Below are 20523 nucleotides of genomic sequence, written 5' to 3'. Positions count from 1 at the left end.
ACTCGGATGCATAGGCCACCGGGCGGCGGCTGGCAAACCGTAACCCAGTCCGGGTGGTTCCATGCCCGAACCGGGTGGTTACGCCAGTTTTGGCGGCAAAACTGCGTGGCGCAGCGACCCTTGGCGAATCAGCTCAGCCGCTCGATGACCAACGCCATACCCTGACCGCCGCCGACGCACATGGTCTCCAGGCCGAACGTCTTGTCGTGGGTCTGCAGGTTGTTGAGCAGCGTGGTGGCGATCCGGGCACCGGTCATGCCGAACGGGTGGCCCAGCGCGATCGCGCCGCCGGACACGTTCAGCTTGTCCTCGTCGATGCCCAGCTCGCGGGCCGAGCCGAGCACCTGCACCGCGAAGGCCTCGTTGATCTCGAACAGGTCGATGTCCTTGACCGACAAACCGGCCCGCTGCAGGGCCGTCTTGCTCGCCTCGATCGGGCCCAGGCCCATGATCTCCGGGGACAGGCCGCTCACGCCGGTGGAGACGATGCGGGCCAGCGGCCTGAGGCCGAGTTCTTTGGCCTTGGTGTCGCTGGTGATCACCACCGCGGCGGCGCCGTCGTTCAGCGGGCAGGCATTACCGGCGGTCACCGTGCCGTTGGGCCGGAAGACCGGCTTGAGCTGGCTGATCTTCTCGTACGTGGTGCCGGGCCGCGGCCCGTCATCGGTGCTGACGGTGGTGCCGTCCGGGAGCTTCACCGGGACGATTTCGCGCTCGAAGAAGCCGCTCTTGATGGCTTCCTCGGCACGGTTCTGGCTGCGCACGCCCCAGTGGTCCTGATCCTCGCGGCTGATCCCGGTCAGGATGGCGACGTTCTCGGCGGTCTGACCCATCGCGATGTAGACGTCGGGGAGCTCGTGATCCTTGCGGGGGTCGTGCCAGTCCGTCGCACCCTGCGCGGCGGTAGCGGTCCGCTCGGCGGCCTCGTCGAACAGCGGATTCTTGGTGTCCGGTAAGGAGTCCGAGCTGCCCTTGGTGAAGCGTGACACGGTCTCGACGCCGGCGGAGATGAACGCGTCACCCTCGCCGGCTTTGATGGCGTGGAAGGCCATCCGGATGGTCTGCAGCGACGACGAACAGTAGCGGTTGACGGTGGTTCCGGGCAGGAAGTCGTAGCCGAGCTCAACGGCGACCACCCGGGCCATGTTGAAGCCCTGCTCACCTCCCGGCAGGCCGCAGCCGAGGATCAGGTCGTCGATCTGGTGGGGGTTGAGCTCCGGCACCTTGTCGAGTGCGGCGCGCACCATCTGCGCCGCCAGGTCGTCGGGCCGCATGCTGACCAGCGACCCTTTCATCGCGCGCCCGATCGGCGAACGGGCAGTTGAAACAATGACGGCTTCCGGCATTTCGGCTCCATCTCCTGCGGTGTGGTCTGGACCCGAATCTAGCCTTGCGAGGAAGCGAGTTGCTTAGCTGGGGGCAGATACGACGATCGGCGCCGGCACCCCGGTCGTGGGTCGCCGCCACAGTCGCGAGATCAGCCGGAGCACCAAGTTGCCGGGACCGGCCTCGGTGGCGCCCGCCGAGGAGAGGGCCGGCTCGCCGGACCAGTGGCCGAGCGCCTGACAGAGCGCCGGCAGCAGCTGGCTTGCGGCCAGCGCGTAGCCAGCCGCCGACGGGTGGAACTGGTCATCGGACAGCATCCGCTCGGGGGCATGCCGGAATTCGTCGTTGACCAGCGAGGCGAGCGGCACCGGCACACCACCGGCGGACCTGACGGCGCCGGACTGCGCTCGGGCCAGCCGCAGGCCAAGGGTGCGCACCGTCCATCGCAGCGGTTGGGGGATCGCCTTGACCACACCGAAATCGGGGCAGGTCGCGACGACGACCTCCGCGCCGCTGGCTTTCAACCGTCGCACGGCTGCGCCCAGCCTCCGCGACGAGGCGCCGATGCCGTTCAGCTTCGTGACATCGTTGGCGCCGATCAGAATGACGGCGGCATCGGGCGGTGGCCCGGCGATGAACATCGCGTCGACCTGTCCGGACAGGCCTTTGGAGGTGGCGCCGACGATCGCTTTGGTGCTCAACCGGACACGTTTACCGGTCTGCTCAGCCAATCCGCGGGCGATCAGCACGCCGGGAACTTCGTCGGCGATCCGGCAGCCGTACCCGGTTGCCGTCGAGTCGCCGAAGATCATCAGGTGCAGGTCGACGTCCATCCCGCGCTCCCAGCGCTGGACGGGGCCGCCGGCCGGGGTGTAGACACCGTCGGCGCGGGGCGGGACGTCCCACGATTTAGGGATGACGCTGCGCGCCTTGGCGGCCTGGCTGATCAGCAGATTGCGCGCCCCCACGTAGGCGGTGCCGGTCGACGCCAGCGCGCCTGCGGCGGCCAGCGCAGTGATCGAACCTCGCGGTGCGCGTCGTACCACGTGAACAGTTTATGTCTCGCATCGCTGGTCGCTCCGGACCCCGGCCGTTGCGCCGTTACGGGTCGGAGCAATCTTGGTATCGAATCAGACTCTTTGATTGTTGAAGTTCTTTGAGGTGTCAAGCTAAGTTCACGAAGTTGGCTGAGGATACTCCGCTGCTTCGTCGACATGTTTATCGCACTACAACGGCGTAGGAGTGTTGAGCATGACCGCACCGAGCAGGGTTTCGGGTGCGCCCCGAACCGCAGTTCGTGCCCGTGACGTGTTGCGGGCCCGCAGATTTCCGGCCAACGACGGCGTGCCGGTCGAGGTCGTCGAGAGCGGACCCAGCCTCCCAGGAATAATGGCGTCGCTGGCCTGTCGGCTCACGATCCGCCCCGCTTTGGGCGTGGTCAGCTACATCCCGCATATCCCATTTCCGTTCGGCATCATCGACTTCGCGTCGCGGATGCTGCTGCCCGCGCCCGGAACCGTTCGCGCAGAAGTCGAGTTACCGCACTGCACCGCCCAGCTGGTGCGCGCGCCCGGTGTGCTGCCGGCCGATGGCGAGCGACGGGTGGTGCTGTATCTGCACGGTGGCGCCTTTTTGACGTGTGGGGTGAACTCGCACAGCCGAATCGTCAACGCGCTGTCGAAGTTTGCCGACTCGCCGGTGCTGGTGGTCAACTACCGGCTCATCCCGAAACACTCCGTCGGCCAGGCGCTGGACGACTGCCACGACGCCTACCGGTGGCTGCGCCTGCGCGGATACCAGCCAGACCAGATCGTGGTGGCCGGCGATTCGGCCGGCGGTTATCTGGCTCTTGCTCTGGCGCAACGGCTTCAACAGGTGGACGAAGAGCCGGCCGCGCTGGTCGCGATTTCTCCGTTGCTGGAGCTGGCCAAGCAACCCAAGCAGTCGCACCCGAACATCAAGACCGATGCGATGTTCCCCGCCAAGGCATTTGACGCGTTGTTCACGCTGGTCGCCAAGGCTGCCCGCAAGCACGTCGTCGACGGCAAGCCGGAACAGCTCTACGAGCCGCTCGATCACGTCGAGCCCGGGTTGCCCCGGACGCTGATCCACGTATCGGGGTCAGAGGTATTGCTGCATGACGCCCGCGTGGCGGCCCGCGCACTCGCGGCGGCCGGAGTGCCGACCGAGGTTCGGGTCTGGCCGGGCCAGATTCACGACTTCCAGCTCGGTGCGCCGTTGATTCCCGAGGCGACGCGGTCGTTGCGGCAGATCGGCGAGTACATCCGCGAGGCCACCGGCTAGGCCCAGGCTCAATTCGTCCGGTAGCCGCTGCGCGCGGCCTTGCAGCACCTGAGACGATCTATTTATGCGGATCGCGCGACACATCAGTGAACTGATCGGAAATACTCCACTGGTTCAGCTGAACTCGGTCGTGCCGCCGGGTTCGGGCCGGGTGGTGGCCAAGGTCGAGTACCTGAGCCCCGGCATGAGCAGCAAGGACCGGATCGCGGTGAAGATGATCGACGCCGCCGAAGCCAGCGGAGAGCTCAGAGCGGGCGGCACCATCGTCGAACCGACATCAGGCAACACCGGCGTCGGTCTGGCGCTGGTCGCCCAGCACCGCGGCTATCGGTGTGTGTTCGTCTGCCCTGACAAGGTCAGCGAAGACAAGCAGAATGTGCTGCGGGCCTACGGAGCCGAGGTTGTGGTGTGCCCGACCGCTGTGCCGCCCGAACACCCGGACAGCTACTACAGCGTCTCTGACCGGCTGGTCGCCGAGATCGACGGCGCCTGGAAGCCCGACCAGTACTCCAACCCGCAGGGCCCGGCCAGCCACTACGAGACCACCGGGCCGGAGATCTGGGCCGACACCGATGGTCAGGTCACCCATTTCGTCGCCGGGATCGGAACCGGCGGGACGATCACCGGCGCCGGCCGCTATCTCAAAGACGTCTCCGGTGGCAAGGTGCGCGTGGTCGGCGCCGACCCGGAGGGGTCGGTGTACTCCGGTGGCACCGGCCGGCCTTATCTCGTCGAAGGCGTCGGCGAGGATTTCTGGCCTGCGGCCTACGACAGCGCGGTCCCCGACGAGATCATCGCGGTCTCCGACTCCGATTCGTTCAACATGACCAGACGGCTGGCCCGCGAGGAGGCCATGCTCGTCGGCGGCTCGTGCGGCATGGCGGTGGTGGCGGCGCTGAAAGTCGCCGAGCAAGCCGGGCCCGACGCGTTGGTCGTCGTGTTGCTGCCCGACGGCGGCCGCGGGTACATGTCGAAGATCTTCAACGACGCCTGGATGTCGTCGTACGGCTTCCTGCGCACCCGGCTGGACGGCTCGATCGAGCAGCCCAGGGTCGGCGACGTGCTGCGGGGTAAGTCCGGCCACCTGCCCGACCTGGTGCACACCCATCCGTCGGAGACCGTGCGTGACGCGATCAGCATCCTGCGCGAGTACGGGGTGTCGCAGATGCCCGTCGTCGGCGCCGAGCCGCCGGTGATGGCCGGCGAGGTCGCCGGCAGCGTCTCTGAGCGCGAACTACTGTCGGCCGTCTTCGAGGGTCGCGCCAGCCTGGCCGACGCCGTCGGCATGCACATGAGCCCGCCGCTGCCGATCATCGGCGCCGGCGAACAAGTCGGGTCGCTGGCCAAGACGCTGCGCGACTTGGACGCCGTGATGGTCGTCGAGGAAGGCAAACCGGTCGGCGTCATCACCCGGTACGACTTGTTGGGTTTCCTGTCCGACGGCGCGCCACGCAAGTAGCCGGACCGCTTTCAGGCAAATTACTTCGGGTAGCAAATCACCGTGCAAAGGGAAAGCCGTTCATGACCGAACCACCGCCGTCGTCGTTCCCGCCGCCGCCGCTTCCTGGGAGTGGTAACTACCCACCGCCACCGCCGCCGTCGGGCGGGTACGTGCCACCGCCACCGGGGCCGGTACTGCGCGGCCTGACCAAGGCGGATTGCACTCCGTGGCTCAGTCGGGTCGCGGCCTACCTCGTCGACCATCTGCCCCTGCTGCTGATCCTCGGCGTCGGGTGGCTGGTCCTGCAGAACTCCGCCGAGAGCGCCTGCCTGACCGACGTCGCCCCGAACACCGTCGATCAAATCTGCACGATCGGATATTCGACGCTCGGCATGACGGTCATGTGGGGTGCGGTACTGGTTGGGCTGGCCTACTTCGTCTGGAACTACGGCTACCGCCAGGGCAGCACCGGATCGAGCATCGGCAAGTCGTTGCTGAAATTCAAAGTCGTCAGCGAGAACACCGGGAAGCCCATCGGTTTCGGCCTGTCAGTGCTGCGCCAGATCGCTCATGTTGTTGACGCGGTCATCCTCGACATCGGCTACCTGTTCCCGCTGTGGACCGCCAAGCGGCAGACGTTGGCCGACAAGATGATGGCCACGGTGTGCCTGCCGCTGGACGACCGGTAAACCGCGAACTTAACGGTGGGGGCGTCGGTGTTTTGGATCACGGGCACCACGGCGGGATCGGGCAGAAATTGAGCCCCGGTGGCGGTGGGGGCGGAGCTGGCGGCGCGCTCGGGTCGACGTCACCGCGATGACTAGGCTGGTCGTCGATGAGCGACCACGGAGATTTCGCAAAAGCCGGCCTGGCCACCAAGGCCATTCACGCCGGCTACCGGCCCGACCCGGCGACCGGCGCGGTCAATACCCCGATCTACGCCAGCAGCACCTTTGCGCAGGACGGCGTCGGCGGTCTGCGCGGTGGATTCGAGTACGCCCGCACCGGCAACCCGACCAGGGCGGCCCTGGAAAGCGCGCTGGCCGCCGTCGAAGAGGGCCGCTACGGACGGGCATTCGGCTCCGGCATGGCGGCCAGCGACTGCGTGCTGCGTGCGCTGCTGCGCCCCGGTGATCACGTGGTCATCCCCGACGACGCCTACGGCGGAACGTTCCGGCTGATCGACAAGGTGTTCAGCCAGTGGGGTGTGCAGCACACCCCGGTCGCGGCGTCCGATGTCGACGCGGTCCGCGCGGCGATCACCCCGCAGACCCGGCTGATCTGGGTGGAAACGCCCACCAACCCGCTGCTGTCGATCGCCGACATCGCCGCAATCGCCGAACTCGGCGCGAAAAGCTCGGCGAAAGTGCTGGTGGACAACACCTTTGCCTCGCCGGCGTTACAACAACCGTTGACGCTCGGCGCCGACATCGTGTTGCACTCGACGACGAAATACATTGGCGGGCACTCCGATGTGGTCGGCGGCGCCGTGGTCACCAACGACGAAGAGTTGGACGCGGCATTCGCATTCCTGCAGAACGGGGCCGGCGGGGTGCCGGGCCCGTTCGATGCCTACCTGACCATGCGCGGCCTGAAGACGCTCGTGTTGCGGATGCAGCGGCACAGCGAAAACGCCGCTGCGGTAGCGCAATTCCTTCTCGGCCACCCGTCGGTGGACGCGGTGCTGTACCCGGGTCTACCCGACCATCCCGGTCACCAGATCGCCGCGCGGCAGATGCGCGGCTTCGGCGGTATGGTGTCGGTGCGGATGCGGGGCGGACGCAGCGCGGCACAGGCGTTGTGCGCCAACACCAAGGTGTTCATCCTCGCCGAGTCCCTCGGCGGGGTGGAGTCGCTGATCGAGCATCCCGGTGCGATGACCCATGCGTCGACGGCCGGCTCGCAGTTGGAGGTTCCGGACGACCTGGTGCGGCTGTCGGTCGGCATCGAGGACATCGCCGACCTGATCGCCGACCTCGAACAGGCGCTGGGCTGATTGCCTGATCCCGCCGACTGTGAATCTGACGACGCGACACGCCGCGGGGGGTCGAAGGATTCACACTCGGCACCAGAGGCGGTACCTAGTCAGGCGTGGTAGGGCTCCGCGCTGATCAGCGTCACCTCGACGGTGTTGCCGTTCGGCACGGTGTAGCTGCGCGTCTCACCCTCTTTGGCGTCGATCAGTGCGCCGCCCAGCGGTGAGTTCGGCGAGTAGACCTCGAGCTTGCCCTCGTTGACGCCCTCCTGGCGGGTGGCGATCAAAAAGGTCTCGGTGTCCGACTTGTCGCCGTTGTAGTAGACCTTCACTACCGAACCGGGCAGCGCGACGCCGGACTGCTTCGGCGCCTCGCCGACCTTGGCGTTGTTCAGCAGGTCCTGCAGCGAGCGGATGCGGGCCTCTTGCTGGCCCTGCTCTTCGCGGGCGGCGTGATAGCCACCGTTCTCGCGCAGGTCACCCTCCTCGCGGCGATCGTTGATTTCCGCGGCGATGACCGGACGGTTCGCGATCAACTGGTCGAGCTCAGTCTTGAGCCGGTCATGTGATTCCTGGGTCAACCAGGTCACCTGGGTGTCCGTCATCTCGTCGTGCTCCTTGTGGTGCCGGGGCGGCGTCCGCCCCGGCAGGTTGTCGGTCGTGCTGCCGGGCGGTGCCACCACGTGTACTGCCGACCTCAGTAGTCGGGTGGACCCCTGCGCGGCACATCTGGCCGCTAATGCAGCAATACACGGTCCCAGCCGGAACCGTGCATCCGAGAAGCTTACCACCGCCGCCGTGGTGGACGAGGACGTTTCTCGCAGTTCGGCGTTTGCCGCCGGTGGGTGCTGGACCGGCGCCGTCAGGGCGCGCGCAGGTAGCCGGGCACATCGGTGCCGCAGCCGTAGATGTCACCCACCGCGGCCGGCTTACTGGACTTCACGATCGTCGTCACCTGCACCGTTGCCTGGGTGGACGGCGCAACCAGCACCTCGCGCCGGCCCGTCTCGCTGCCGTCTTTCGCCCGCACCCGCACGATGCAGTCGACCGGGCGCGACGGGTCTTTTCGCGTCACGCTGATCGTTACTGACACGGTCTGGCCGTCGATCAGCCGATAGCCGGCCAACGTACCGTCGACGTCGCTGCGGCCCAGCCGTTGATAGCCGATGACGGCCACCACGACGCCGACCGCGGCCACCACCACCGCCGGGGCGGCGGCCCGGCGTCGGGATGGGGGGAGTAGGCGACCACGCCCGTAGCGGGTCGGTGGCGGTGCGGGGGAACCTTCGGTCATGGTGTGTTGCGGTCCGGGTGATCTGCCCAAGGGACCGGGTTAGCGAGGCCCGGTGTCCGGGATGGAACTATTAGACCTGGAACTATAGGCGCAGAAGACAGCACACAGTCAGGGAGCACGTGAGCGAACTGCGGTTGATGGCGGTGCACGCCCACCCGGACGACGAGTCCAGTAAGGGCGCTGCCACCCTGGCCCGCTACTCGGATGAGGGTTGCCGCGTGCTGGTGGTGACCCTGACCGGGGGCGAGCGCGGCGACATCCTCAACCCGGCGATGGACCTGCCGGAAGTGCACGGCCGCATCGCCGATATCCGCCGCGACGAGATGGCCAAGGCGGCCGAGATCCTCGGCGTCGAGCACACCTGGCTGGGCTTCGTCGATTCCGGACTGCCGCAGGGGGATCCGCCGCCGCCGCTGCCGGAGGACTGCTTTGCGCTGACGCCGTTGGAGGTGTCCACCGAGGCGCTGGTTCGGGTGGTGCGCGAATTCCGGCCGCATGTGATGACGACCTACGACGAGAACGGTGGCTACCCGCACCCCGATCACATTCGCTGCCACCAGGTTTCGGTGGCCGCATACGAGGCCGCCGGTGACTACCGGCGATTCCCGGACGCAGGCCCGGTGTGGACGGTGTCCAAGCTGTATTACAACCACGGGTTCCTGCGCCAGCGGATGCAGATGCTGCAGGACGAATTCGCCAAGCGGGGGCAGACGGGTCCGTTCGAGAAGTGGCTCAAACACTGGGATCCCGCGCACGATGTCCACGCCGACCGGGTGACGACCCGGATCGAGTGCTCGGCGTATTTCAGTCAGCGCGACGACGCGCTGCGCGCGCACGCCACCCAGATCGATCCCAAGGGCGATTTCTTCGCCGCCCCCATTGAATGGCAGCAAAGGCTTTGGCCGACAGAGGAATTCGAGCTGGCCCGATCCCGTGTACCGGTGCGGCTTCCCGAGTCGGATCTGTTCGCCGGAATCGAGGACACGCCGTGATGCATCTACATCTGGCTGCATTGGCATTGCTGGCCGAGGACGGGCCGCACAACAGTGGACCGGATTTCGGCAAGGCCAGCCCGTTCGGCTTGCTCGTGGTGGTGCTGCTGCTGATCAGCGTGCTGTTTTTGGTGCGCTCGATGAACCGGCACCTCAAGAAGTTGCCGGGGTCCTTCGACCCGCAGCATCCCGAACCGGATCAAGCCGTCGACGACGGCACCATCCAGCACCCCGATGACCGGCCACCGCATGAGCCCGGCGGGTAACCAGCTCGCCGGGGCCGCCAGCCCCTACCTTCGCCAGCACGCCGACAACCCGGTGCACTGGCAGCAGTGGTCGCCGGCGGCGCTGGCCGAGGCCGCGACACGCGATGTGCCGATCCTGCTTTCGATCGGTTACGCCGCATGCCACTGGTGTCACGTGATGGCCCACGAATCGTTCGAAGACGACGAGGTGGCTGCGGCGATGAACGATCGCTTCCTGTGCATCAAGGTGGACCGCGAGGAGCGGCCCGACATCGACGCCGTCTACATGAATGCCACCGTCGCGCTTACCGGGCAGGGCGGCTGGCCGATGACCTGCTTCCTGACGCCCGACGGACGTCCGTTCTATTGCGGCACCTATTACCCCAAAGATGCTTTTCTGCAACTCCTTTCGGCTGTGTCCAGCACCTGGAACGAGCGTCGCGACGAGGTCGAGCAGAGCTCCGACCACATCGCGGGCGAATTGCGGTCAATGGCATCGGGATTGCCCGGCGGCGGCCCGCAAGTGGATCCGGCGCTGTGCGACCACGCCGTCGCCGCCGTGTTAGCCGACGAGGACACCACGCACGGCGGCTTTGGTGGTGCACCGAAGTTCCCGCCGTCGGCGCTGCTGGAGGGGCTGCTGCGGCACTGGGAGCGCACTGACTCACCGCAGGCCCTGGTCGCTGTCCGCCGGACTGGCGCGACGATGGCCCGCGGCGGCATGTATGACCAGCTGGCCGGCGGGTTCGCCCGCTACAGCGTCGACAATGCCTGGGTGGTACCGCATTTCGAGAAGATGCTGTACGACAACGCGTTGCTGTTGCGGGCCTACGCGCACTGGGCCAGGCGAACCGGCGACCCGTTGGCGCGTCGGGTTACCCATGAGACCGCGAGGTTCCTGCTCGACGATTTGCGTGACGGCGACATGTTCACCTCGTCGCTGGACGCCGATGCCGACGGCCGCGAGGGTTCGACCTACGTCTGGACGCCTGCGCAACTGACCGAGATACTCGGCGACGACGACGGGCTTTGGGCCGCTTCGGTTTTCGGAGTGACGAAGGTCGGCACCTTCGAAGCCGGCGCCTCGGTGCTGCAACTGCACGCCGATCCCGACGACCAGGCTCGCCTCGAGCGCGTCCGGACCGCGCTGCTGGCCGCCCGGCTGACCCGACCTCAACCGGGCCGCGACGACAAAGTCGTCACCGCCTGGAACGGGCTGGCGATCACCGCGCTGGCCGAAGCCAGTGTGGCACTGGATGCACCCGAATTGGCCGACGCCGCAACCGATTGCGCAACAGCGCTGCTCGCATTGCACGTGGTGGACGGCCGGCTGCGCCGGGCCAGCCTGGGCGGTCGGGTCGGGGAGAGCGCCGCGATCCTGGAAGACCACGCGATGCTGGCCACCGGTCTGCTCGCGCTGTACCAGCTGACCACCGAGGCCGCCTGGCTGACCGCCGCCACCGACCTGCTGGATATTGCGTTGGCGCACTTCGCCGATCACGACAACCCGGGCCGTTGGTTCGACAGCGCCGACGATGGCGAGCGGCTGTTGCTGCGGCCCGCCGACCCGTACGACGGCGCGACGCCGTCGGGGGCATCCGCGATTGCCGAGGCCCTGCTGACCGCCGCACACCTGACTGGCGGCGGGCAGGCCGATCGCTACCGGCAGGCGGCAGTCGTTGCGCTGCAGGCGCATTCGCAGCTGCTGGCCCGTGCGCCGCGGTCGGCCGGCCATTGGCTGGCCGTCGCCGAAGCGGCCGTTCGTGGCCCGTTGCAGATCGCGGTGGCCTGCGGCGGGCCGGGTTCGCGACTGTTGGCCGATGCCCGACGGATCGCGCCCGGCGGCGCGATCGTCGTCGGCGGCGAGGTGAACTCGTCAGAGCTGCTCGTCGGCCGCGGCCGCGTCGCCGGTGCCGACGCGGCCTACGTATGCCGCGGCCGGGTATGCGACCTGCCGGTCACCAGCGCCGCGGAATTGGAATCTGCACTCACCCGGTGACGATGCGGGCTACGAGGCCCGGCGCGGTAACCTGCCTCCCATGTCGAGTGCAGAACACATCGCCGAGACCGTCAACCGATACATCAGCCTGATCGCCAAGGGCACCGCGGATGATCTGGTCGAGTTGTACGCCGACGACGCCACTGTCGAGGATCCGGTCGGTGGCGAGGTGCACATCGGCCGGCAGGCGATCCACGGCTTCTACTCCGCGGTGGAAAACGTACAGCGGGAATGCGAGCTGGTGACGCTGCGGGTGGCCGGAAACGAGGCGGCGTTCCACTTCAAGTTGACCGTCTCAGCCGGCGATAGCCGGATCGTCATCGAGCCGATCGACGTGATGGTGTTCAACGCCGACGGCAAGGTCGCCGCGATGAAGGCCTACTGGTCACCCGAGAACGCCAGGCAGATTTAGCGCGAAACCGTCAGAAGACCGCGAACCAGATCGCGATGTAGTGGCAGATCGCGGCCACCGCGGTACAGGCGTGAAAGAACTCGTGGTAGCCGAACGTGCTCGGCCACGGGTTGGGCCAGTGCAGCGCGTACATGATCCCGCCGATGCTGTACAGCGCGCCGCCGACGGCCAGCAGCACCATCGCGGCCACGCCGGCGTTGTGCAGGATCATCGCGATATAGAACGCCGAGACCCAGCCGAGGACCAGATACAGCGGAACACCCACCCAGCGCGGCGCGGTGGGCCAGCACATCTTGAGCAGCACCCCGGCCACGGCACCGCCCCAGACAATCCAGAGCACCAGCACGCCCGCGCCGTGCGGCATCGCCAGCATCGCGAACGGCGTGTAGGTGCCGGCGATGAGCACGAAGATCATCGAGTGGTCGAGCCGCTTCATCCAGGTGCGGGCCTTCACCGATGTCCAGTGGACCCGGTGATAGACCGCGCTGGTGGTGAACATCCCCACCACCGAGCCGGTGTAGATGAACGTCGCCATACCCGCCTTGAACCCCGCCAACGGCCAGGACACCGAGATCAGCGAGGCGCCGGCGATGACCGCGACGACGGCCGACACCAGGTGAATCCAGCCGCGGGCCCGGGGCTTGACCAGTGCCTGGGCGGTGCCTTTCACGCCTTCGACAATGTGCTCGGCGACATCTCCGACCGTGTGGGACGTCTCGTTCGCGCCGGCCGTGGTGGCCACGTCGGTGTCGCGAATCAATACGCCTCCATGAGTTGCGGCAGGATTGCCGTTGAGCACTCGGACCCACAGTAATCTGGATCGCTGTGGAGATCATTCCGCCGCGCCTCAAGGAACCGTTATATCGGCTCTACGAATTGCGGCTGCGGCAAGGACTTGCCGCATCGAAATCGGCGCTGCCGCGTCACATCGCCGTGCTGTGCGATGGCAACCGCCGTTGGGCGCGCGACGCCGGCTACGACGACGTCAGCTACGGGTACCGGATGGGTGCGGCCAAGATCGCCGAGATGCTGCGCTGGTGCCAGGAGGCCGGCATCGAAATGGCCACTGTCTACTTGCTTTCGACCGAAAACCTGCGGCGTGATCCGGCCGAGCTGGCCGCGCTCATCGAGATCATCACCGACGTCGTCGAAGAGATCTGCGCGCCGGCCAACGGCTGGAGTGTGCGGACGGTCGGGGACCTGGAGCTGATCGGTGAAGAGCCCGCGCGCCGGCTCCGAGACGCGGTGGAGGGCACCACCGCCACGCGGAACGGCAGCTTTCACGTCAACGTTGCGGTCGGATACGGCGGCCGTCAGGAAATCACCGACGCGGTGCGCGGATTGTTGGCCAAGCAACTCGTCAACGGTGCCAGTGGCGAGGAACTCATCGAGGCCGTCACCGTCGAGGCGATCTCGGAGAACCTGTACACCTCCGGGCAGCCCGACCCTGATCTGGTGATCCGGACTTCGGGGGAGCAGCGGCTATCCGGGTTCCTGTTGTGGCAGAGCGCCTACTCGGAGATGTGGTTCACCGAAGCGCACTGGCCCGCCTTCCGTCGCGTCGACTTCCTGCGCGCGCTGCGCGATTACAGCTTGCGGCATCGTCGCTACGGTGCCTAGCGGCGATCGCAAGCGCGGCGCAGCCGGGTGCAGCGGGTCGCCGCCGACGACCGAGCGGCGTGCCACACTGAAAGCATGGCTGCGCTTTCGGCGTTGGTGTTCTCGCTGAGTTGGTGGCTGGGGCTGTATTTGTTGGCCCGTAACCCGCGCAAGCCGGTGCTGGCGTTCTCGGCAGCAGGGCTGTGCAGCTTTGCGACCGCCGTCGCACTGGACGCGGTGCGGCTCGTCACCCATTCCGCGTTGCTCGGTCAGGTCGAGATCTATCTGGTCGCCGTCCCCGGTGTGGCTTGGTTCGCGGTGCTCCTCGAGATCGCCCGGGCGGGTGACAGCGAGCGGTCCCGCGCCGGCGAAGTGCTGCTCGTCGGTGTCACCGGTGCGCTGACACTGGTCGGCGCGACGCTGGCCGGCAGCGTCGCCGGACCGTTACGCCTCGGCCATGTGGTGATGTGCGTGGTGATTTCGGTGTCCACCCTGGGTGCGATGTTCGTCGCGCTGCGGCGTCGGGTGCGGAAGATTCCCAAGGTTGGGCTGATCGTCACCGCGACAATGTTTTTCGCCTTGGCCAACGCGATCCTGATCATTCCGCTGGGTGTGGTGCCCAGCTGGCTGGCGCTGGCGTCGACGGGCTGTGACGTGTTCTGCCTGGGCGTGGCGGTGGCCCTGTGGGATGCGTTCGACGAGGGTCAGGCGCTGCGGGCCGACATGCTGCGCTCATTCACCGGTACCGGAATGGTGGTGGCGCTGCTCGGTGGCCAGATGCTGATCGGCATCGAATTGACCCGCCGGCAGAGCACCGCGCAGATCGCGCTGACGGTGCTGCTGTTCACCAGCCTGGCGATTGCGTCCTCGGTGCAGGTGCTGGCCGACCCGCTGGCCGGGTTGCTGGACCGGATGGTGTTCTCGCGAGCCCCGGTGCTGCGGGCGGATCGGGAGACGTTGCGGCGCACGCAATCCGCGCTGCCGCTGCGGTTGGCCGATCCGCTCGACGGCTTCGACGACGACACGTTCGCCAGGCTGACCCGCCGCGCGCTGGGTCACTACGGCGATCTGTCCAAGCTGGTCGCCAACCCACTGACCGCGCTGCCCTGCATCGACGAGCGGCTGGCCGCCCGCGGGGCCGCGGATCAGCCGCTGGAGCGGGCCATCGAGCTCAAGGCCCTGCTGGCCGATCGCATCGCCGCGCTCAAGCCGCGCGACGGCGGCGACTTCGGCACCAGCGAGCAGTGGCGGCACTACAACTCGCTGTACTTCCCGTATGTCGTCGGGGTGCGGGCCTACGCCCAGAACGCCACCGCCGCCGGCCTGGATCCGACCGCCCGGCAGGCGTGGCAGTGGTTCGTCACCGAGGTGCCGCAACGGTCGTTGCACAACTGGCAGAACGCCGCGGCCAAGCTGATTGCCGCCGATCTTCGCGGCCGGGTTTCCGTCACCAGCTAGCCACCCAGTCTGGTTAACCCAGCATGCTTAGCCCGGCTAGGCAAGGAATACGTGGCCTAGGTCACTGAGTTGACCTGCGCATGGCAGTGCTTGGCAGTGCCAAGCGTCGATCTGGCAGTTCGCGATCGGCATTCTCAGAAGTGTTCGACCCGATATCCCAAGGAGTTCCGAGATGACCGCTGTTACTCCACTGCCCACCCGCCCGTTCGACGACTCGACCGACTCGCTGTTGCGGTTCGCCATGCGGCTCGACGCAACGCTGAGCGGCCTTATCGGCCTTTTCATCGCCCTGATGGCGGATGCGCTTTCGGCGCTGACCGGCCTGAGTTCCATCGCCGAATTCAGCGGGGGCGCCCTGCTGGTGCTCGGCGGCCTGGGGGTGTACGGCCTCGCCGCAGCACCCGATCTGCGCCGTGTCGGAGTCGGCCTCATCGTCGGCAATGCCGTCCTGGCGGCGGCGGCGCTCGTCGTGGTTGCCGCCGGAGCGTTGCCGCTGACCGCAGCCGGCATCGCCGCGACGCTGGCCACCGGCGGCTACTTCGCGCTGATGGGATACCTGCAATACCTCGGAGTGCGCCGCCTGCCGGCGTGACTCCCGTCCCGCCGGTGCGGGGCGCCGCCGTCAGAGGTTGCGGTGCGCGTCCCCGCATCGGCTTGTTGGCGATCTAGAGCTTGCGCAGTCGCAGCCGGTTGATCGAATGGTCGGCGTCTTTGCGCAGCACCAGGGTGGCGCGCGGCCGGGTCGGCAGAATGTTCTCGATCAGGTTGGGCCGGTTGATCGATCGCCAGATGTCGCGGGCCGCAATCTCGGCCTGCTGGTCGGTCAACCCCGCGTAGTGGTGGAAGTGCGAAGCGGGGTTGGCGAACGCCGTCGAACGCATCGCCAGGAACCGCGAGATGTACCACTGCTCGATGTCCTCGATCCGGCCGTCCACATACAGCGAGAAGTCGAACAGGTCCGACACCATCAGCGTGGGTCCGGTCTGCAGCACGTTGAGGCCCTCGAGGATCAGGATGTCCGGGTGGCGGACCACTTGCTTGGCGTCCGGCACCCGGTCGTAGTGCAGGTGCGAGTACACCGGCGCGCACACGTAGTCCGAACCCGACTTGACCGAGGTGACGAACCGCATCAGCGCCCGCCGGTCGTAGCTCTCCGGAAAACCCTTGCGGTGCATCAGGTTTCGTCGGCTCAGCTCGGCGTTGGGATAGAGGAATCCGTCGGTGGTGACCAGGTCGACGCGTGGGTGGTGATCCCAGCGGGCCAGCAGCGCCTGCAGCACGCGGGCCGTCGTCGACTTACCGACCGCCACGCTGCCGGCCACCCCGATGATGAACGGCACCGGGCGGTCGGGATGCTGCTTGGGCTCGCCGAGGAACTCGGCGGTGGCGGCGAACAGCCGTTGGCGGGCCGCGACCTGCAGGTGCAGGAGCCGGGCCAGCGGCAGGTAGACCTCTTCGACCTCGCGCAGGTTGATTTGCTCGCCCAGACCGCGCAGCCCGACGACTTCTTCTTCGGTCAGCGGCTGTGGTGTGGACATACGTAGCGCGCGCCATTGACGTCGATCGAACTCCACGTAGGGGCTCGGCTCGCTTGGCCGCGGCATGAGGTCAGTCTTGCAGCCTCGGCCTTGCTGCGGTCCGCTGGGGCGAGCAGATAGCGTTAGCTGGCGTGGAACCTGACGCGCTGGTCCGCGAGTACCTGCTACTCGGTTTGCGGTTCGACCGCATCGAGTCGGGTTACGTCGACTCGTTCACCGGCGACCCGGCGCTGCGCCACACGGTGTCGGCTGAGCCCGCACCCGACCCGGCCGATCTGGTCCGCCAGGCTCGACGGCTGATCGCGGCGCTTCCAGATGTCGAACATCGCAACGGATTTGACCAACAACGCGCCGACTACGTTGGCGCTCACCTGCGCGCGCTGGAATGCGCCGGCCGTAAGTTCGCCCGCGAAGACATCGGTTTCGTCGACGAGGTGTACGACTACTTCGACGTACGCATCGGCAAGGGCGAGCCGGAGACGTACCGGCAGGCGCATGCCCGCCTCGACGAGGTGCTGGGCGGTAACGGTCCGCTGGCCGACCGGATGGACGCGCACCGCATCGGCGAGGAAATCCCGCCCGAGCGGCTGGCCGAATGCATCGAGGCGTTCTCCAGCGCGCTGCGCGACCGGGTCCGCGCCGATTACCCGCTCCCCGACGGCGAAACCGTCGAGTACCAGGTAGTGACCGATAAGCCGTGGTCGGGTTTCAACTATTACCTCGGCGACTACCGCTCGACGGTCGCGGTCAACGCCGACATCAAACAGCTGATGTCCAACATGCCGCGACTGGTGGCCCACGAGTCCTATCCGGGACACCACACCGAGCACTGCCGCAAGGAGGCCGGGCTGGTCAACCGGAAAGGTCAGGCCGAGCAGACCATCTTCCTGGTGAACACGCCGCAATGCCTGATCGCCGAGGGCCTGGCCGACCTGGCCCTGTACGCGGCGATCGGCCCGGGCTGGGGGCGGTGGGCGGCCGAGATCTACGCCGATCTGGGCCTGCGGTTCGACGGTGAGCGCGCCGAGGCGCTGTCCGAGGCGTCGGCGGCCCTGGCCGGAGTCCGGCAGGACGCCGCGTTGATGTTGCACGACGAGCACCGCGATGCCGACGAGGTTGCGGAATTCCTGCGCCGTTGGCTGCTGGTCAATGACACCCGCGCGCGACAGATGCTGCGGTTTTTGTCGTCGCCGCTGTGGCGCGCCTACACCAGTACCTATGTCGAGGGATATCGGCTGCTGCGCGGCTGGCTGGACGATCGCCCCGCCGAGATGAGCGTTGTCGAGCGGTTCGGCCGGCTGCTCGACGAACCGTTGATCGCCTCGACATTGCCGGCCGACTAGTGTCGGGTGCATGGCAGCCGACTTGACCGCGACCACCGCCTCCACCGCAGCCCCGGGCGCTGAATACGCCGATACCGCCAGCAGCGCCTACCGCGCGGCATTACAGGTCATCGAGTCCGTCGAACCGCGCATCGCCGCTGCGACACGCAAAGAACTTGCCGACCAACGCGATTCGCTCAAGCTCATCGCCAGCGAAAACTATGCCTCGCCCGCAGTGCTGCTTACCATGGGCAGCTGGTTGTCGGACAAATACGCCGAGGGCACCATCGGCCACCGCTTCTACGCCGGCTGTCAGAACGTCGACACCGTCGAGAGTGTGGCCACCGAGCACGCCCGTGAGCTGTTCGGCGCGCCGTACGCCTACGCCCAACCGCACTCCGGCATCGACGCCAACCTCGTTGCCTACTGGGCCATCCTGGCCACCCGGATCGAGACCCCCTGCCTCGCCGAGGCTGGGGCCAAACACGTCAACGACCTGTCCGAGGCGGACTGGGAACAGCTCCGCGCCAAACTTGGCGGCCAGCGGCTGCTGGGCATGTCGCTGGATGCCGGCGGTCACCTCACACACGGCTTCCGGCCCAACGTCTCCGGCAAGATGTTCTACCAACGCAGCTACGGCACCGACCCGGAGACGGGGCTGCTGGACTACGACGCGGTCGCAGCCGCTGCGCGTGAGTTCAAGCCGTTGATCCTGGTGGCCGGCTACTCGGCCTACCCGCGGCGGATCAACTTCGCCAAGATGCGCGAGATCGCTGACCAGGTGGGCGCCACCCTGATGGTGGACATGGCGCACTTCGCCGGACTGGTCGCCGGCAAGGTATTCACCGGCGACGAGGACCCGGTGCCCTATGCCCACATCACCACCACCACCACGCACAAGTCGCTGCGCGGGCCGCGCGGCGGCCTGGTGTTGGCCCAGCCGGAGTACGCCGACGCGGTCGATAAGGGCTGCCCGATGGTGTTGGGCGGGCCGCTGGCACACGTCATGGCCGCCAAGGCGGTCGCGCTGGCCGAGGCGCGCCAGCCCGCGTTCGGGGCCTACGCCCAGCGGGTTGCCGACAATGCCAAGGCGCTGGCCGACGGGTTCCTGCGGCGCGGGGCGCGGCTGGTCACCGGCGGCACCGACAACCACCTCGTGTTGCTAGACGTGACGTCATTTGGGCTGACCGGCCGGCAGGCCGAATCGGCGTTGCTGGACTCCGGCGTCGTCACCAACCGCAACTCCATCCCCGCGGACCCAAACGGTGCCTGGTACACCAGCGGCATTCGGTTCGGCACCCCGGCACTGACCACCCGCGGCTTTGGCGCCGCCGAGTTCGACCGGGTCGCCGAGCTGGTGGTCGACGTGCTGACCAACACTCAACCCGGTTTGGGGCCCGCGGGGCCCTCCAAGGCCAAGTACACCCTGTCCGATGGCACCGTTGAGCGGGTGCACGCCGCTGCCGCCGAGCTGCTGACGGCTAATCCGCTCTACCCGGGGTTGACGCTCTAGGGGTCATCCGAGCTGACCTCTCGCTAGCGCCAAGCACGCACTGCGGGAGATTTTACGGAACCTGTGTACGCGGGTTACGGTAACCGCATGGCACAGAAACCTGTCGCTAACGCGCTGATCCTCGAGCTCGAGCCGGTTGTGGCCGAGAACATCGAGCGTCACCTCGGCACCGAGCAGCTGTGGTTCGCCCACGACTTCGTGCCATTCGAGCAGGGCGAGAACTTCGCGTTCCTGGGCGGACGCGACTGGGATCCGTCTCAGGTGACGCTGCCCAAAGTCGTGACCGACGCGTGCGAGATTCTGCTCATCACCAAAGACAACATCGCCGGCTACCACCGCGAACTCGTCGAGCACTTCATCCTCGAAGAGCCGTGGGCCGTGTGGCTGGGCCGGTGGACCGCCGAAGAACATCTGCACGCCATCGCACTGCGCGAGTACTTCGTCGTGACCCGAGAGATCGACCCGACCGCCAACGAGCAGGTCCGCTTCGAGCATGTGTCGGTGAAGGGCTACCGCGCCGACCAGTTCTCTCAGGTCGAGACCCTGGTCTTCATGGCGCTCTTCGAGGCTTCCCACGCGGTGTACACCGACAACCTCGCGGCGCAGATCGAAGAGCCGGTGCTGGCCGGCCTCATCACCCACATCGCCCGTGACGAGGTGCGCCACCAAGAGTTCTTCGTGAACCTTGTCGCGCACTGCCTTACCTACACCCGCGACGAGACGATCGCCGCCATCGCCGCCCGCGCGGCCGAGATCGACGTCATCGGCGCCGACATCGATGCCTACGCCGACAAACTGCGAAACGTCGCCGACGCAGGCATTTTCGGCCCCGATCTGCTGCGCCGGGTGATTTCTGACCGCATCACCGCGTGGGGCGTCGCCGACGAGTCCGCGCTGCAGCGGTTCGTCATCGGCTAGCCACCTCGGCGCGCCTGCACGGCGCACATGCGCCGACGAGAGTAGCGTCGCTTTCGATGGCTAGCGACATGCTCTGCTATCCGGGCGGCGCCTCTCGTCTCAACTTCGACAGGACCGCCGGCCCCGGTCCTGACGCCGCGGCCCCCGCCGAATCGTCCGTGCGGGCCGCACGGGCATCCAGCCCGGC

20 protein-coding genes are annotated in these 20523 nt (G+C 67.2%); 14 read left to right on the top strand and 6 right to left on the bottom strand.

Annotated elements, in window-relative coordinates; genetic code table 11:
* Positions 1–128: 128 nt before the first annotated feature.
* Positions 129–1346 carry an acetyl-CoA C-acetyltransferase gene (locus VGH54_RS11250; protein WP_331512059.1) on the bottom strand — a complete coding sequence of 406 codons (1218 nt, stop codon included), beginning with the start codon at positions 1344–1346 and terminating at the stop codon, positions 129–131.
* Between the two features lie 63 nt (positions 1347–1409).
* Positions 1410–2372: an SGNH/GDSL hydrolase family protein gene (locus VGH54_RS11245; RefSeq protein ID WP_331512057.1), complete on the bottom strand. Its 963-nt coding sequence runs from the start codon at positions 2370–2372 to the stop codon at positions 1410–1412.
* Between the two features lie 205 nt (positions 2373–2577).
* Between VGH54_RS11245 and VGH54_RS11240 the strand changes: the two genes are divergently transcribed.
* The 4 genes from VGH54_RS11240 (at position 2578) to VGH54_RS11225 (ending at position 7067) form a co-directional block, all read left to right on the top strand.
* Positions 2578–3630 (top strand): alpha/beta hydrolase, encoded by a 1053-nt coding sequence (locus VGH54_RS11240; protein ID WP_331512056.1) that lies wholly within the window; start codon positions 2578–2580, stop codon positions 3628–3630.
* Between the two features lie 64 nt (positions 3631–3694).
* Complete coding sequence (locus VGH54_RS11235; protein WP_331512055.1) at positions 3695–5089, top strand: cystathionine beta-synthase; 1395 nt, start codon at positions 3695–3697, stop codon at positions 5087–5089.
* Positions 5090–5151: 62 nt separating this feature from the next.
* Complete coding sequence (locus VGH54_RS11230) at positions 5152–5760, top strand: RDD family protein (RefSeq protein WP_331512054.1); 609 nt, start codon at positions 5152–5154, stop codon at positions 5758–5760.
* A 146-nt stretch (positions 5761–5906) separates the two neighbouring features.
* Positions 5907–7067, top strand: coding sequence for a cystathionine gamma-synthase (locus tag VGH54_RS11225; RefSeq protein ID WP_331512053.1), 1161 nt, complete (start codon positions 5907–5909; stop codon positions 7065–7067).
* An 89-nt stretch (positions 7068–7156) separates the two neighbouring features.
* Here the strand turns inward: VGH54_RS11225 and greA are convergent, their stop codons facing one another.
* Positions 7157–7651, bottom strand: a complete 495-nt coding sequence (greA, locus tag VGH54_RS11220) for a transcription elongation factor GreA (protein ID WP_331512063.1) — start codon at positions 7649–7651, stop codon at positions 7157–7159.
* A 257-nt stretch (positions 7652–7908) separates the two neighbouring features.
* The gene (locus VGH54_RS11215; RefSeq protein WP_331512052.1) at positions 7909–8340 is read right to left on the bottom strand and encodes a DUF4307 domain-containing protein; all 432 of its coding nucleotides are present in this window, start codon (positions 8338–8340) and stop codon (positions 7909–7911) included.
* 119 nt (positions 8341–8459) lie between these two features.
* On the opposite strand from VGH54_RS11215, the gene mca reads away from it, so the two are divergent.
* Genes mca through VGH54_RS11195 form a run of 4 tightly spaced genes read left to right on the top strand, consistent with a single transcriptional unit; the run spans position 8460 to position 11988 of the window.
* Positions 8460–9332 carry a mycothiol conjugate amidase Mca gene (gene mca, locus VGH54_RS11210; RefSeq protein ID WP_331512051.1) on the top strand — a complete coding sequence of 291 codons (873 nt, stop codon included), beginning with the start codon at positions 8460–8462 and terminating at the stop codon, positions 9330–9332.
* Positions 9332–9598, top strand: coding sequence for a hypothetical protein (locus tag VGH54_RS11205; protein ID WP_331512062.1), 267 nt, complete (start codon positions 9332–9334; stop codon positions 9596–9598). Before mca ends, VGH54_RS11205 begins: the two co-directional genes overlap by 1 nt.
* A complete protein-coding gene (locus VGH54_RS11200) occupies positions 9582–11576 on the top strand; it encodes a thioredoxin domain-containing protein (protein ID WP_331512061.1) in 1995 nt (664 codons plus the stop codon). The genes VGH54_RS11205 and VGH54_RS11200 overlap by 17 nt, the downstream gene beginning before the upstream one ends.
* A 40-nt stretch (positions 11577–11616) precedes the next feature.
* Complete coding sequence (locus VGH54_RS11195; RefSeq protein ID WP_331512050.1) at positions 11617–11988, top strand: nuclear transport factor 2 family protein; 372 nt, start codon at positions 11617–11619, stop codon at positions 11986–11988.
* Positions 11989–11998: 10 nt separating this feature from the next.
* Here the strand turns inward: VGH54_RS11195 and trhA are convergent, their stop codons facing one another.
* The gene (gene trhA, locus VGH54_RS11190; protein ID WP_414688691.1) at positions 11999–12748 is read right to left on the bottom strand and encodes a PAQR family membrane homeostasis protein TrhA; all 750 of its coding nucleotides are present in this window, start codon (positions 12746–12748) and stop codon (positions 11999–12001) included.
* Between the two features lie 65 nt (positions 12749–12813).
* On the opposite strand from trhA, the gene VGH54_RS11185 reads away from it, so the two are divergent.
* The 3 genes from VGH54_RS11185 to VGH54_RS11175 all read left to right on the top strand — a co-directional run bounded on the left by VGH54_RS11185 (position 12814) and on the right by VGH54_RS11175 (position 15637).
* The gene (locus VGH54_RS11185) at positions 12814–13608 is read left to right on the top strand and encodes a (2Z,6E)-farnesyl diphosphate synthase (RefSeq protein ID WP_331512049.1); all 795 of its coding nucleotides are present in this window, start codon (positions 12814–12816) and stop codon (positions 13606–13608) included.
* Positions 13609–13683: 75 nt separating this feature from the next.
* The gene (locus VGH54_RS11180; RefSeq protein WP_331512048.1) at positions 13684–15045 is read left to right on the top strand and encodes a hypothetical protein; all 1362 of its coding nucleotides are present in this window, start codon (positions 13684–13686) and stop codon (positions 15043–15045) included.
* 172 nt (positions 15046–15217) lie between these two features.
* A complete protein-coding gene (locus VGH54_RS11175; RefSeq protein ID WP_331512047.1) occupies positions 15218–15637 on the top strand; it encodes a hypothetical protein in 420 nt (139 codons plus the stop codon).
* A 73-nt stretch (positions 15638–15710) separates the two neighbouring features.
* On the opposite strand, the gene coaA is transcribed toward VGH54_RS11175, so the two are convergent.
* Positions 15711–16649 carry a type I pantothenate kinase gene (gene coaA, locus VGH54_RS11170; protein ID WP_331512046.1) on the bottom strand — a complete coding sequence of 313 codons (939 nt, stop codon included), beginning with the start codon at positions 16647–16649 and terminating at the stop codon, positions 15711–15713.
* Between the two features lie 65 nt (positions 16650–16714).
* On the opposite strand from coaA, the gene VGH54_RS11165 reads away from it, so the two are divergent.
* From VGH54_RS11165 to VGH54_RS11155, 3 genes are all read left to right on the top strand, one after another.
* Positions 16715–17926, top strand: coding sequence for a DUF885 domain-containing protein (locus VGH54_RS11165; RefSeq protein ID WP_331512045.1), 1212 nt, complete (start codon positions 16715–16717; stop codon positions 17924–17926).
* 10 nt (positions 17927–17936) lie between these two features.
* The gene (locus VGH54_RS11160; protein WP_331512044.1) at positions 17937–19418 is read left to right on the top strand and encodes a glycine hydroxymethyltransferase; all 1482 of its coding nucleotides are present in this window, start codon (positions 17937–17939) and stop codon (positions 19416–19418) included.
* 87 nt (positions 19419–19505) lie between these two features.
* Positions 19506–20336 carry an acyl-ACP desaturase gene (locus VGH54_RS11155; RefSeq protein ID WP_331512043.1) on the top strand — a complete coding sequence of 277 codons (831 nt, stop codon included), beginning with the start codon at positions 19506–19508 and terminating at the stop codon, positions 20334–20336.
* Positions 20337–20523: the final 187 nt, after the last annotated feature.

Source organism: Mycobacterium sp., from assembly GCF_036488105.1.
In the GTDB taxonomy this organism is placed as follows: Bacteria; Actinomycetota; Actinomycetes; order Mycobacteriales; family Mycobacteriaceae; genus Mycobacterium.
Note: the sequence above shows the minus strand (reverse complement) of the source record. Positions and strands in the feature narration are given on the sequence as shown.